Consider the following 12,420-nt stretch of genomic DNA (forward strand, 5'->3'; position numbering starts at 1 on the left):
CGCAAGTTACCTAAATAAAAGGTGGTGAAATCATGCACAGCCAAATGTTAAAAGGTGTGCTCGAAGGTTGCATCCTATACATTATTTCACAAGAAGAAGTGTACGGATATGAACTGAGTACAAAATTAAATAAGCACGGCTTTACATTCGTAAGCGAAGGAAGCATATATCCGTTATTGTTACGTATGCAAAAAGAAAAATTGATTGAAGGAACATTAAAAGCTTCCTCACTCGGTCCAAAGCGAAAATATTATCACGTAACCGATAAAGGGTTAGAACAACTTGAAGAATTTAAACAAAGCTGGGGAATGGTTTCTACTACGGTAAATAACTTATTACAGGGGGAGTGATAGGGATGAATGCACAAGACATGATTGAATTGAATAATAAAAAACGTGAGCTTCTAACTTCCGAAAACGAGGCTGCTTATGGTGATATGTTAGTATATCTTCGAATATCAAACGTACCCGAGCAACAAATGGAGGAACTGTTACTAGAAATATTAGATCACCTCATCGAAGCACAAGCAGAAAATAAAAACGCTTATGACATCTTTGGAGATAATTTACAATCTTATTGCGATGAACTTATATCAGCTTTACCAACTCAAACAAAGTTAGAAAAAACTTCTTTAATTGGATTTTCTATTAGCTTACTTCTTGCTATACAGTTTGGCATAAATGCAATTATTTCATTTTTTATGTTTCTCTTTGAAAAAAACAATACATTATCAAGTCCGCCTTTTAGCATCCTTGGAACTACTTTGTCTGTTTCAATAATTATACTAGGTATACTATTTATTTTATATTTATTAAAGCGTTACTCCTTTGATCAGAAAATGAATTGGAAAAGAAGAATTCTATTTGGATTCGCATTTGCTACTCCATTTTGTTCCGCTGTATTCTTAAATATTTATTTCCAAAAGCAACCTTATCTCATTTACCATCTAAACTTTTGGCAAAGTGCCTTAATCGCTATCTTATTTTTTATTTTATATAAATTACTATACAAAAAATCAAATTTTTAACAGCCCTTCAAAAGGCTGTTTTTCTTCTGTCTAATTTTACAAATTGAAAAATTTCATAAAGAAAATAAGAAAAATGCAAAATAATTAAAGTTAATTGTTGACGTGATGCTTTTATTATCGGTATCATAAATCTTCGTGAGCAATTATTTTTCGTTATACGATTTTTTTATTATTACTGAATTTTTGAGAGGAGAAATTAGATGTCAGTTAAGAAGAAAACGCAAGTACGCACCGGCAAAATGGTACGTGAACTAATGTTAGCAGACGAAGATGTAAATGCTTCGCTAATTATGGTATATAGTGAAAACGGTGTAAACGCAGAAATTAAAATCGAGGGCTTAACGCCGAAATGTAACGAAGAATTATTTTTGAGCGGAAACGTGGATTGGAACAAGAGTGTTATTTATAAAATTGTTGATTTCACTGGAAACGCTGAAGTTGGTAAAGTTACATTAACAGCGATGAACAAAAACAATGTTTCTCTAGAAATTGAACGCGTTATGTGGAGTAAAGAAAATAAAGACGCTGCCGAGCAAGAAGAAACACAGGTAGAAGCAGCGCCGAAAAAAGAAGTAGTTGTAGAAGCTCCAAAAGCAATTCCACCCGCTCCTAAGCCTGTTACGCGTGTGGAAACACCTGCTATGGCACCTAAGCCTACTCCGGTACCGACACCGAAGCCAGTAAGTGTAGAAGCGGCTGTAGAACTAACTACTCCAGCACCTGTGAAAAAAGTAGTCCCTACTCCAGTTACAAAGCAAGAAACAGCACCGGTTGCTCCTGCAAAACCGAAGCAGCCTGCTTTGACTGAAACAAATTCAAAACTACAAGAAAATTATGTTAAACTCGTGAAAAAGACAATTGAAGTTTGTCAAGATTACGAGCTTGGCATCGACATAGATGATTCTATTGAAAGCTTAAAAGAAGAACTACAAAGCCAAGGTATTAGCGTTACATTTGACAAAGAAATTATGGACGTTGTAAGTCGCCTTCGTTCTTTACAAGATAAAGGAATCAAAGTAGAAAAAGTACTTAATTTACTATAAAAAAATAAGAGGTGGCAATTGCCATCTCTTATTTTTTATAATTCCACTCATTACTTTCATACTTCTCTTTCGCTAACGTTTGAACTTCATGTAACTGTTCTTCTGTTAATTCATATGGAACAAGTTCTACATCCAATCCTTTTTCAAACCCAATTTCAAACGCTTTAATTAACTGTTCTATCGTAAATGTACGGTCTGTTAATTCATTAATTGCTACCGCTTTAGAAGAAAACATACTTTTCATACGTTCCTTCACACGTTCATTTGGGAATAAAAATAGATCATATAGTTCATCTAAATCAATTTCTAATGGAATCGATCCATGCTGTAAAATAACACCTTTTTGACGTGTTTGAGCACTACCAGCAATTTTTCTTCCTTCCACTACAATTTCATACCAAGATGGTGCATCAAAACATACGCCTGAACGTGGATTTTTTAAATTTTCACGATCTGCTTCTGTTTTTGGAACTGCATAATATGCTTCTAGCCCTAATGCCTTAAAACCATCTAATAATCCTTGCGAAATAACACGATACGCTTCTGTAACTGTTTTCGGCATATTCGGATGATCTTCAGACACAATAACACTATACGTTAACTCTTTGTCATGTAGTACACCCCTGCCGCCTGTTTGACGACGAACGAATCCATATTTCTTTTCGTTAACTACATCCATATTAATATCTTTTTCAACACGTTGAAAATATCCAACTGTTAATGTTGGTACTTCCCATTCATAAAAACGAATTGTTGGTGGCATTTTCTTTTCACTTTGCCAATTTAATAAACATTCATCTAACGCCATATTAAATGCCGGTGAACATTGACCAGAGTTAATATAACACCATTTTTCTTTTCCCATCCTGCACCTCATATAACCAAGTATTTTTCACATTCTCTAGTCTACCAAATTCGACAAAATTTGTGAAAGAATACGAAATTTCTTCTTATATGCAAATGAATCTGTTGCATAAATACATATGGGCATTATAATATTGAAAGTAGGATAAGAAAAAAGGGAGCGATAGAATCGTGTCAACAACTTGGATTATTTTATTAGCCGTAATCGTAGCATTCATCGGCTACACTGTATGGATGTACTTCTATCAGAAAAAATTAATTAAAACTCTTACAGAAGAAGAATTTCGCGCTGGCTACCGTAAAGCACAGCTTATCGATATTCGTGAAACAGATGAATATAACGCAGGGCACATTTTAGGTGCACGTAACATTCCGTTATCACAAATTCGCCTTCGCCATAAAGAACTTCGTCAAGATCAACCTGTTTACTTATATTGCCAAAGCGGATTCCGTACAGGTCGTGCAGCGCAATACTTAAAAAAACAAGGCTACAAAGATTTCTACCAATTACAAGGTGGATTTAAATCTTGGACAGGCAAAATTAAAAAGAAATAATAACATACAAAAAACTAGCTGAATAAATCAGCTAGTTTTTTCATTTCATCTTATTCGCAATGTATAATAAATTTTGCTTAATCGTGTCTTTATCGCTCTCTTCTACATTCCGATACAATAGCTGATATTCAATTCCTTTCTCTTTCCATAGAAGCGTAGCAAATTCGTCACCACGTTCATAATCATCTTTATTTTTAAAATAAGCAGACGTTCCATTATTTAGTTTCATTTGTTCTTGAAATCGCTTCTCTTCCACGAAATCCGGAAAACTATAAGGAAAGTTCGCGACATTTAACTCAATATACTCATTTCTACCTTGCTCCTGCTGTTTATATTTAATCATTAAGACAGCCTTCTTTTTCCCAAGCGTTCTTACTTCACCCTTTACATCACTTATAATGTCGTACGGTAAAAACGTTGGAACTTTAAACTTCACCGGAAAATATTTTGGAATTTCCTTTAGCGGAATAGGATCCGTAACACGATCCATAGCTCCTCCTGTTGTTCCCACAAAGTGTTTTTCTTCTTGCATCGTTTGCTGAAACGAACACGAACTAAGTACAAAACTAGAAAACACGAAACAAATGATTCTTTTTTTCAATTTGTTTCCGCCCTTTCATACCGCTCTCTTAACGAACGAAGCGTTGATCCCGCACTAACGGCCCGATTAGTGCCGGCTAATAATCAGTGGGGGATGGCGCCCACTGATTAAAGTTTCACTTTATATGCTCTTCATATTCGCTTTGTCACCAAACTACACCTTTGAAAACTTTCCACGTTATTCTCACACATTTTGACAACACTTTTTGCAAACAAAAAAGACCCCTATCATTCTTACGCCCAAGTGAAAAGGTTACGCGAATAAAAAGAAGTCTTATTAATACCATAGTTTGTGAAAAGCTTTTCAGGTCAAGATTTTTTCTTTCTTATTATTTTCCCTTTATAATAAGAGAAAGAGGTGATACATATGGCCAATATAAAACAAATTGCTAAAACTGCTGGTGTATCGATATCAACTGTTTCTCGTGTCCTGAATAATCACCCTTACGTAAAAGAAGAAAAGCGTAAGCGTGTTCTAGATGCTGTTGAAGAATTAAACTACGCAAAAAATATAAATGCTGTCCATTTAATAAGAGGGAAAACATATACAATTGGCGTTATGCTCCCTTTCATTAACCTCCCCTACTTCAGTACCATTATTGAAGGAATTGGTAACGAAGCATTATTAGCTGGGTATCACATTAATTTATGCCAAACAAATTACGATAGCCTTGAAGAAATTCGTGTTCTTGAAATGATGAAAATGAAACAATTTGATGGGATGATTATTTGCTCCCGGACGAGCTCTTGGGAACAAATCGAACCTTTCGCAAAATTTGCCCCTATTATTTCATGTGAAAAAATGAACCATCCCCTCATTTCATCCATCTACGTAGATCATTATGAAGGCTTTCGTCTCGGTACTACCTATTTACTAAGTAAAGGCCATGAAAAGATCGGAATTTGTTTAGCGAGAAAAACAAGTGTAAATTCCATGGAGCGTGAAAAGGCGTTCGCCGATACACTTTGTAACGAAGGGAAGACGTTGCATCCTGAATGGATTTTCCACCAATGCTATACAATGCAGGACGGAGCACAAATACTCCATCGTATTTTAAATATGAAAAATCGTCCAACTGCTATTTTCACAGCGAACGATCAAGTTGCAGCTGGTTTATTAACAGAGGCTCGAAAACATGGCATCCGAGTACCTGAAGACATTGCTATCCTTGGATTTGATAATCATGAAATTTCAAAGGCATTAGAAATTTCCACAATTGAACATCCCGGTCTCGCAATGGGCTCACATGCTTTTTCTTTATTCCATAAGCAGATTCAAAGCGAGCAAATTGTCGGCAGTCCAAAAGAGCTTTCATTCCATTTAATTAAGCGAGAGACTGTCTAAAAAGAGCGTTACCTATAACGCTCTTTTTCAGCTCTTCACCTATTGACATTATATTTTTCATCTCATATAATTAACCTAACGAACGGTAGGTAGGGGATGAAAATGACAGCAAACCGCATTAAAGCTGTAGCACTTTCTCATTTCGCACGCTACGGCTATGAAGGAACTTCATTGGCAAATATTGCTCAAGAAGTTGGGATTAAAAAACCATCGATTTACGCACACTTTAAAGGAAAAGAAGAGCTATATTTCATATGCTTAGAATCTGCTCTTCAAAAAGATTTGCAGAGCTTCACAGGCGATATCGAAAGCTTTTCCAATTCGTCCACTGAAGAATTGCTTTTAAAATTATTAAAAGGCTATGCAAAACGATTTGGTGAAAGTGAAGAATCAATGTTTTGGTTACGAACTTCTTATTTTCCGCCTGATGCATTTCGCGAACAAATTATTGATAAAGCAAATGTACACATTGAAAACGTCGGAAAACTTTTATTCCCTGTATTTAAAAGAGCAAGCGAACAAGATGAGCTGCATAACATTGAAGTAAAAGACGCCTTAGAGGCTTTTCTATGCTTACTCGATGGTCTTATGGTTGAACTATTATACGCAGGTTTAAATCGTTTTGAGACACGTTTAGACGCTTCTTGGAAAGTATTTTGGCGCGGACTTTCAAACTGACGGATTGCTCCTTTGCAATGCGTCGTTTTTAAGCACTTTACCTAACGACTGGTAGGAAGGAGAAATGACATATGGCATGGATTTATGTAATCATCGCTGGTATTATTGAAATCTTTTGGGTGATTGGACTAAAAAAAGCGGAGGCACCACTTGAGTGGGCTGGTGTTGCTCTATTAATTACAATTAGTTTCGTCTTATTATTTAGAGCTTATAAAGATTTACCTGTCGGCACTGTATATGCAGTCTTCACAGGAATCGGAGCTGGCGGAATCGTTCTTACAGAGATTTTCATCTTCGGAGAACCTTTCTCTATTGTAAAAGTTTTATTAATCGGTTTAATCTTCTTCGGAGTAATTGGTCTAAAACGAGTAACAGAAGAAAAAGAAACGAAGGAGGCTGCATAAAATGGCTTGGGTATTTTTAATTCTAGCTGGTATTTGTGAAATTATTGGTGTACTCTTTATGAAAGTAGCCACTGAAAAGAAAGGCTGGGCACCAAAAGTTATTTTAATCGCTAACTTCGGCGTAAGCTTCTTCTTCTTATCTCTTGCGATGAACACGTTACCGATGGGAACTGCTTACGCGATTTGGACTGGAATCGGAACTGCTGGAAGTGCACTTCTAGGCATTCTCATTTTCCGAGAATCAGCGGATTGGCGTCGTCTTGCTTTCTTAAGCTGCATTTTATGCGGCGCTGTTGGCTTAAAACTATTAAGCTAACGTGAGGTGAATGTCATGTGGAAAGAAAAAGGGAATCAACTGTTAGCATGGATTACACTCGGGATTGTCATTCTATTACAAATAAGTTTTCATATAATAGAATCATTGTTTCATAAAGTATTATCCATTCTCACATTCTTTCCTAACATGACACTTGAAATTATATCGATTGTTTGGTCCATTATCGCCTCCATTGCAATCGTCATTATATGGGTATCGCCAAACCGTGGAATACATTATTTAAAAAGGACAGTACTTCTGAAAAAGAGTAACTGTCCTTTTTTATATTCATTCAGACTTTCTGTAGAAGTTTGATATGATAAGACAAAGAAGACCAACGATGACAATACTTATACCAATCCCTTTATGCAAATTAGGAAATGGTGATGGTATATCGGAATAAACATTCCCTAATATGAGACCAATTGAAACGAAAAGTACCCCTATTCTATATAACCATTTTCTTTTGTTCATCATTCTCCCCTCCTAAAATTCTTCATACACTCCTTTCTTTTGGACATACTACCTAAAAAAGGAGTGAATAATATGCAAAATTCTATACATAAGCAGATCCTATTTTTATTTTTCTTCTTTCTCATTCTCGTTATCATTTTCAGCTTTATATTACATACTCCAAAAGATGTGCCAAATAGCGTTTCTTTTTATAAACTACTGCTCTCGTATTGTCGTTATTGAAGAACGTTCCTTTTGAAATTTCCCCAAGAAAAAAAGACCAACATTTTCCTGTTGGTCTTTCGTATATGTATCACTTTTCAAAGCGATCTAACATCTCGTCTCTCATTCCGAAACTTACTACTGCAATTCCTATATACATAAACAGAAGAAATGCCGGATGAACTGTGTTGTACCAGCTGCTGTCAACGATTAAGTAAATCGTTAATGCCACAACAAGAACAAACGCTAAGATAAACATATAAAAGTGTCTTGTACTACCCATGATAAACTCCTCTCTTCTCACTTCACCATTCAACAGTTTATTTTATCGAATAATTCGATATGACTCAAGGTTAACTTTCTGTTATGTAATCAAGTTCCACCTTTACAATGTCCTCACATGCTATTGAAATGATTGTTCCTTGTTTATCAATTGCCGTCACTTCTCTATTATCCATTACACGATTTGCTACTCTTTCTAACACTTTCCCTTGGTCTCGATAGCAAAATTCTTTTACATCTTTAATTGTTTCTCCATTTTCTAAATGGTATACCATTCTATAACATCGATATCCCACACTTTCACCCCCGTCTTGCTCGTTTTTTCACATATACATAAAAATGAGTAATTTTTGCCTCATCACATCTTCTTAATTTCAATAAAATTCTAACAAAAATAAATACTTTTATCAAACCGACTTTTTCAACAAAACTACCTATAAAACTACACCTTTACACCATTAGGAAACAAAAAATATAATTTTTTAACATTTTCTTCACTATTTCTGCACAAATTCTCCATACAAAAAAAGAACCCGCCGCAGCGAGTTCTTTTTTTGTTATTCTAATCAAACTTGTACAGGAGCTGGCTTTGCATAACGTAAAACTGGTTTACGTGCAGCCATCGTTTCGTCTAAACGTTTAATGACTGTCGTATGCGGTGCTTCTTGTACAACTTCTGGATTTTCTTCTACTTCTTTAGCGATTTGAATCATCTTATCAATGAAACCATCTAATGTTTCTTTTGATTCTGTTTCTGTCGGCTCAATCATAATACATTCTTCCACATTTAATGGGAAGTAAATTGTTGGTGGATGGTAACCGAAATCAAGCAGACGTTTTGCAATATCTAATGTACGTACGCCAAGTTTCTTTTGACGACGACCTGATAATACAAATTCATGCTTACAATGTCTATTGAATGGAAGATCGTAGAATGGCGCTAATCTTCTCATCATATAGTTCGCATTTAATACAGCATACTCAGTTACTGCACGCAAGCCATCTGGACCCATAGAGCGAATATACGTGTATGCACGAACGTTAATTCCGAAGTTACCATAGAATGGCTTCACACGACCAATTGCTTCTGGACGGTCGTAGTTGAAGTGATAACCATTTTCCGTTTTTTCTAAAATCGGTTTTGGTAAGTACGGAATTAAATCAGCTTTCACACCTACTGGACCAGAACCTGGGCCACCACCGCCGTGAGGACCTGTAAATGTTTTATGAAGGTTTAAATGCACAACGTCAAACCCCATATCTCCTGGGCGCGCTTGGCTTAATACCGCATTTAAGTTTGCACCATCATAGTATAATTTACCGCCTGCATTATGGACAATTTCTGCCATTTCTAAAATATTTTCTTCAAATAGACCTAATGTATTAGGATTTGTTAACATAAGTGCTGCTGTTTCTTCATTGACAACACGTTTTAAGTCTTCTAAATCAACAAGGCCATTTTCATTTGATTTTACTGTAATTGTTTCAAAACCAGCTACAGTTGCAGATGCTGGATTCGTTCCGTGAGCAGAGTCAGGCACAATTACTTTCGTACGGTTAAAGTCACCATTTGCTTCATGGTATGCACGAATTAACATTAAACCTGTCCATTCTCCGTGTGCACCAGCTGCTGGTTGTAAAGTAACAGTATCCATACCTGTAATTTCGATTAAATGCTCTTGTAAGTCGTACATTAATTCCATTGCACCTTGTACTGTCTTTTCATCTTGCAGTGGATGAATATTTGCAAATCCTGCGAAACGAGCTACACTCTCATTAATTTTCGGATTATATTTCATCGTACAAGATCCAAGTGGATAGAATCCAGAATCAACACCGTGGTTACGGTTTGAAAGTGCTGTATAGTGGCGCATAATATCAAGTTCAGATACTTCTGGTAGCTCTGCATCTTCTACTCGAATATAATCGCTCTCAAACACATCTTCTAGTTTCACTTCTTCTACATCTAATTTGGGTAAGCTATATCCTACGCGTCCTTCTTTAGTCACTTCAAAGATAAGTGCTTGGTCTTGGTTCTTCATTGGATAGCCCCCATTTCGTTTACAAGTGTGTCAATTTCCTCTTTCGTACGAAGCTCAGTTACCGCTACAAGCATATGGTTTTCATGCTCTTTATAATCACGGCCTAGATCGTAACCGCCGATAATATTCTTTTGTAATAATGCATCGTTTACTTCTTTCACTGGACGTTTGCAATCTACAACAAACTCATTGAAGAATGGTCCAGCAAATGTTACTGTGAAGCCTTTCGCTTCAAATTGACGTTTTGCATATTGTGCTTTAGAAATGTTTTGACGTGCCATTTCTTTCACACCTTGTTTGCCAAGTGCCGTCATTGCAACAGAAGCTGCTAATGCATTTAACGCTTGGTTTGAACAAATGTTAGATGTCGCTTTATCACGGCGAATATGCTGTTCACGTGCTTGTAACGTTAATACAAATCCACGTTTACCATCTGAATCTACAGTTTGTCCAACAAGACGTCCTGGAATTTTACGCATAAATGCTTTCGTTGTTGCAAAGTAACCACAATGCGGTCCACCAAACTGCGTTGGGATACCAAATGGTTGTGCATCACCGATTACAATATCAGCACCAAATTTCCCTGGTGGTGTTAATGCGCCTAATGATAATGGATTTGAAGAAACGATAAATAATGATTTTTGTTGATGAACGATTTTTTCAATATCAGCTAATTTTTCAACTTGTCCAAAGAAGTTTGGATATTGAACGATTACACAAGCAACTGTATCATCTACTTCACTTTGTAATACGTCTAAATCTGTTACACCATCTTTATGATTAATTTCAACAACTTCAAGATTTTGACCTTTTGCATACGTTTCAAGTACTGCTCTTGATTCTGGATGAACCGCGCTAGATACAAGAATTTTCTTTTTGCGAGTATGGCCAGCTGCTAACATTGCCGCTTCAGCTAAAGCTGTACCTCCGTCATACATAGAAGAGTTTGCTACATCCATTCCTGTTAATTCACAAATCATTGTTTGGAATTCAAAGATTGCTTGTAATTCCCCTTGTGAAATTTCCGGTTGGTATGGTGTGTAAGCTGTATAAAATTCTGAGCGAGAAATAACATGATCTACAATTACTGGAGCATAATGATCGTATACGCCTGCTCCTAAGAAAGAAGCGTATTCTTTTAAGTTAGCATTTTTACTAGCCATTTGAGATAGCTCTTTTAAAAGCTCTGGCTCTGATTTTGCTTCTTTAATTTTTAAATCCCCTTTAAAACGAACACTCTCTGGAATATCAGAGAATAATTCATCGATCGTTTGAACGCCGATCGTTTGTAACATTTCTTTTTTGTCTTCTTCTGTCATTGGAAGATAACGATGCAACATGAAATCTACCCCTCTCCCCGTTACTTTGAACGTTTGTAAAATGGTGTTGGAACAACTACTGCTTTGACGCGTTTATTACGAATTTCAATTTCTACTTCTGTATCAACTGCTGCGTATTTTACATCAATTAGTGCTAAACCAATGCTTTTCTTTAACGTTGGAGATTGTGTACCACTCGTTACTTCCCCAATTTTTTCTTCACCAATAAATACAGGGTAATGCGTACGAGGAATTCCACGTTCGATTACTTCGATGCCGACTAATTTACGAGGCGCACCGTTTTCTTTTTGCTCTTTTAACGTTGCTTTTCCAAAGAAGTCTGCTTCTTTATTTGTTTTTACCGCAAAGCCAATTCCAGCCTCAATCGGTGTAATATCTTTTGATAATTCTTGTCCATAAAGTGGTAATGTTGCTTCGAATCGAAGTGTATCACGAGCACCTAAACCACATGCTTTTAAGCCCTCTTCTGCTCCAACTTCAAGAAGTTTCTCCCAAAGTTTTGCAGCATCTTCACTCTTACAGTAAATTTCGAATCCATCTTCACCTGTGTAACCTGTACGAGATACAAGTGCTGGAATTCCATCTACAAGAATATTGTTTTTAAATTTAAAGAACTTAATTTCTTTCAAATCTTCTGACACAACTTTTTGTAAAATGCCTTCTGCTTTTGGTCCTTGAATTGCAAGCTGTGCAACTTCACTAGAAACATTGACTACTGTCGCATCGCCAATTACATGACTTGCTAACCATTCGTAATCTTTCTCTATATTTGATGCATTGATTACTAATAAATAGTCTTCTTCACCACGTTTGTAGATTAATAAATCATCTACTGTACCACCATTTTCGTAGCACATAGCTGTATATTGTGCGCCCCCTACCTTTAAGGTAGATACGTCATTTGTAACAACACGTTGTAAAAATGCTAAACTATCTACACCTTTTACTTCAACTTCTCCCATATGAGACACGTCGAACAAACCTGCAGCTGTACGTACAGCTTCGTGTTCTTCTTTAATGCTTGAAAATTGAACTGGTAATTCCCAACCACCGAAGTCGATTGTTTTCCCACCATACTTCGCGTATACATCAAATAACGGTGTACGTTGTAATGTAATCATGCTCTCTCCCCCTTATGCTTTGACAAATCAATAAAAGTTGCTTCCTTTTTCTAAACATTTTCATTCTGAAAAGATAGGATATACGGAATCTCATTATATTTTTTTATGAAAGCGTAAATAAAAAATCA

16 protein-coding genes and 1 pseudogene are annotated in these 12,420 nt (G+C 36.2%); 9 read left to right on the plus strand and 8 right to left on the minus strand.

All coding sequences use genetic code 11. From position 1 onward, the window contains the following. The first annotated feature begins 32 nt into the window (after positions 1-32). From BCG9842_RS20955 to BCG9842_RS20965, 3 genes are all read left to right on the plus strand, one after another. Entirely contained in the window at positions 33-350 is a 318-nt protein-coding gene (locus tag BCG9842_RS20955; RefSeq protein WP_000556083.1) for a PadR family transcriptional regulator, read from the plus strand. A gap of 5 nt (positions 351-355) precedes the next feature. Continuing rightward, positions 356-1,027 carry a DUF1129 family protein gene (locus BCG9842_RS20960; protein ID WP_000993585.1) on the plus strand — a complete coding sequence of 224 codons (672 nt, stop codon included), beginning with the start codon at positions 356-358 and terminating at the stop codon, positions 1,025-1,027. A 200-nt stretch (positions 1,028-1,227) separates the two neighbouring features. Beyond that, a complete protein-coding gene (locus tag BCG9842_RS20965) occupies positions 1,228-2,070 on the plus strand; it encodes a hypothetical protein (protein ID WP_000111891.1) in 843 nt (280 codons plus the stop codon). A 28-nt stretch (positions 2,071-2,098) separates the two neighbouring features. Here BCG9842_RS20965 and BCG9842_RS20970 read toward each other — a convergent pair whose 3' ends face one another. Beyond that, positions 2,099-2,935, minus strand: coding sequence for a lipoate--protein ligase family protein (locus BCG9842_RS20970; protein WP_000514076.1), 837 nt, complete (start codon positions 2,933-2,935; stop codon positions 2,099-2,101). A 170-nt stretch (positions 2,936-3,105) separates the two neighbouring features. Here BCG9842_RS20970 and BCG9842_RS20975 point away from each other — a divergent pair, with 170 nt between their 5' ends. Continuing rightward, positions 3,106-3,489, plus strand: a complete 384-nt coding sequence (locus tag BCG9842_RS20975) for a rhodanese-like domain-containing protein (protein WP_000108654.1) — start codon at positions 3,106-3,108, stop codon at positions 3,487-3,489. 40 nt (positions 3,490-3,529) lie between these two features. Here the strand turns inward: BCG9842_RS20975 and BCG9842_RS20980 are convergent, their stop codons facing one another. Next, positions 3,530-4,066 carry a hypothetical protein gene (locus BCG9842_RS20980; RefSeq protein WP_041488176.1) on the minus strand — a complete coding sequence of 179 codons (537 nt, stop codon included), beginning with the start codon at positions 4,064-4,066 and terminating at the stop codon, positions 3,530-3,532. Positions 4,067-4,456: 390 nt separating this feature from the next. Here BCG9842_RS20980 and BCG9842_RS20985 point away from each other — a divergent pair, with 390 nt between their 5' ends. The 5 genes and pseudogenes from BCG9842_RS20985 (at position 4,457) to BCG9842_RS21005 (ending at position 7,104) form a co-directional block, all read left to right on the plus strand. Beyond that, complete coding sequence (locus BCG9842_RS20985) at positions 4,457-5,434, plus strand: LacI family DNA-binding transcriptional regulator (RefSeq protein WP_001273989.1); 978 nt, start codon at positions 4,457-4,459, stop codon at positions 5,432-5,434. A gap of 96 nt (positions 5,435-5,530) precedes the next feature. Next, positions 5,531-6,112: a TetR/AcrR family transcriptional regulator gene (locus BCG9842_RS20990; protein WP_002082177.1), complete on the plus strand. Its 582-nt coding sequence runs from the start codon at positions 5,531-5,533 to the stop codon at positions 6,110-6,112. Between the two features lie 71 nt (positions 6,113-6,183). Next, positions 6,184-6,516 carry a DMT family transporter gene (locus tag BCG9842_RS20995; protein ID WP_000312340.1) on the plus strand — a complete coding sequence of 111 codons (333 nt, stop codon included), beginning with the start codon at positions 6,184-6,186 and terminating at the stop codon, positions 6,514-6,516. Position 6,517: 1 nt separating this feature from the next. Beyond that, positions 6,518-6,832: a DMT family transporter gene (locus BCG9842_RS21000; RefSeq protein ID WP_000312623.1), complete on the plus strand. Its 315-nt coding sequence runs from the start codon at positions 6,518-6,520 to the stop codon at positions 6,830-6,832. A 15-nt stretch (positions 6,833-6,847) separates the two neighbouring features. Next, positions 6,848-7,104: pseudogene (locus tag BCG9842_RS21005) on the plus strand (DUF3975 family protein). 16 nt (positions 7,105-7,120) lie between these two features. Here the strand turns inward: BCG9842_RS21005 and BCG9842_RS21010 are convergent. The 6 genes from BCG9842_RS21010 to gcvT form a co-directional block, all read right to left on the minus strand. After that, complete coding sequence (locus BCG9842_RS21010) at positions 7,121-7,309, minus strand: hypothetical protein (protein WP_002162502.1); 189 nt, start codon at positions 7,307-7,309, stop codon at positions 7,121-7,123. 289 nt (positions 7,310-7,598) lie between these two features. Further along, the gene (locus BCG9842_RS21015) at positions 7,599-7,790 is read right to left on the minus strand and encodes a hypothetical protein (RefSeq protein WP_000535933.1); all 192 of its coding nucleotides are present in this window, start codon (positions 7,788-7,790) and stop codon (positions 7,599-7,601) included. Between the two features lie 70 nt (positions 7,791-7,860). Further along, complete coding sequence (locus BCG9842_RS21020) at positions 7,861-8,064, minus strand: DUF3929 family protein (RefSeq protein WP_000262496.1); 204 nt, start codon at positions 8,062-8,064, stop codon at positions 7,861-7,863. 291 nt (positions 8,065-8,355) lie between these two features. Next, entirely contained in the window at positions 8,356-9,831 is a 1,476-nt protein-coding gene (gene gcvPB / locus BCG9842_RS21025; protein WP_000795713.1) for an aminomethyl-transferring glycine dehydrogenase subunit 2, read from the minus strand. Then, positions 9,828-11,171, minus strand: a complete 1,344-nt coding sequence (gcvPA, locus tag BCG9842_RS21030) for an aminomethyl-transferring glycine dehydrogenase subunit 1 (RefSeq protein ID WP_000903240.1) — start codon at positions 11,169-11,171, stop codon at positions 9,828-9,830. The genes gcvPB and gcvPA overlap by 4 nt, the downstream gene beginning before the upstream one ends. A gap of 20 nt (positions 11,172-11,191) precedes the next feature. Next, positions 11,192-12,292 (minus strand): glycine cleavage system aminomethyltransferase GcvT, encoded by a 1,101-nt coding sequence (gene gcvT, locus BCG9842_RS21035; protein ID WP_000631776.1) that lies wholly within the window; start codon positions 12,290-12,292, stop codon positions 11,192-11,194. Between the last annotated feature and the right edge of the window lie 128 nt (positions 12,293-12,420).

Origin of the sequence: Bacillus cereus G9842, assembly GCF_000021305.1 — a bacterium.
GTDB lineage: Bacteria > Bacillota > Bacilli > Bacillales > Bacillaceae_G > Bacillus_A > Bacillus_A thuringiensis_S.

What these genes read in the sequence shown, in the direction of transcription:
- BCG9842_RS20955 (WP_000556083.1), top strand. Translation starts at nt 33, where the DNA reads ATGCACAGCCAAATGTTAAAAGGTGTGCTCGAAGGTTGCATCCTATAC.
- BCG9842_RS20960 (WP_000993585.1), top strand. Translation starts at nt 356, where the DNA reads ATGAATGCACAAGACATGATTGAATTGAATAATAAAAAACGTGAGCTT.
- BCG9842_RS20965 (WP_000111891.1), top strand. Translation starts at nt 1,228, where the DNA reads ATGTCAGTTAAGAAGAAAACGCAAGTACGCACCGGCAAAATGGTACGT.
- BCG9842_RS20970 (WP_000514076.1), bottom strand. Translation starts at nt 2,935, where the DNA reads ATGGGAAAAGAAAAATGGTGTTATATTAACTCTGGTCAATGTTCACCG.
- BCG9842_RS20985 (WP_001273989.1), top strand. Translation starts at nt 4,457, where the DNA reads ATGGCCAATATAAAACAAATTGCTAAAACTGCTGGTGTATCGATATCA.
- BCG9842_RS20990 (WP_002082177.1), top strand. Translation starts at nt 5,531, where the DNA reads ATGAAAATGACAGCAAACCGCATTAAAGCTGTAGCACTTTCTCATTTC.
- BCG9842_RS20995 (WP_000312340.1), top strand. Translation starts at nt 6,184, where the DNA reads ATGGCATGGATTTATGTAATCATCGCTGGTATTATTGAAATCTTTTGG.
- BCG9842_RS21000 (WP_000312623.1), top strand. Translation starts at nt 6,518, where the DNA reads ATGGCTTGGGTATTTTTAATTCTAGCTGGTATTTGTGAAATTATTGGT.
- BCG9842_RS21010 (WP_002162502.1), bottom strand. Translation starts at nt 7,309, where the DNA reads ATGATGAACAAAAGAAAATGGTTATATAGAATAGGGGTACTTTTCGTT.
- BCG9842_RS21015 (WP_000535933.1), bottom strand. Translation starts at nt 7,790, where the DNA reads ATGGGTAGTACAAGACACTTTTATATGTTTATCTTAGCGTTTGTTCTT.
- BCG9842_RS21020 (WP_000262496.1), bottom strand. Translation starts at nt 8,064, where the DNA reads ATGGTATACCATTTAGAAAATGGAGAAACAATTAAAGATGTAAAAGAA.
- gcvPB (WP_000795713.1), bottom strand. Translation starts at nt 9,831, where the DNA reads ATGAAGAACCAAGACCAAGCACTTATCTTTGAAGTGACTAAAGAAGGA.
- gcvPA (WP_000903240.1), bottom strand. Translation starts at nt 11,171, where the DNA reads ATGTTGCATCGTTATCTTCCAATGACAGAAGAAGACAAAAAAGAAATG.
- gcvT (WP_000631776.1), bottom strand. Translation starts at nt 12,292, where the DNA reads ATGATTACATTACAACGTACACCGTTATTTGATGTATACGCGAAGTAT.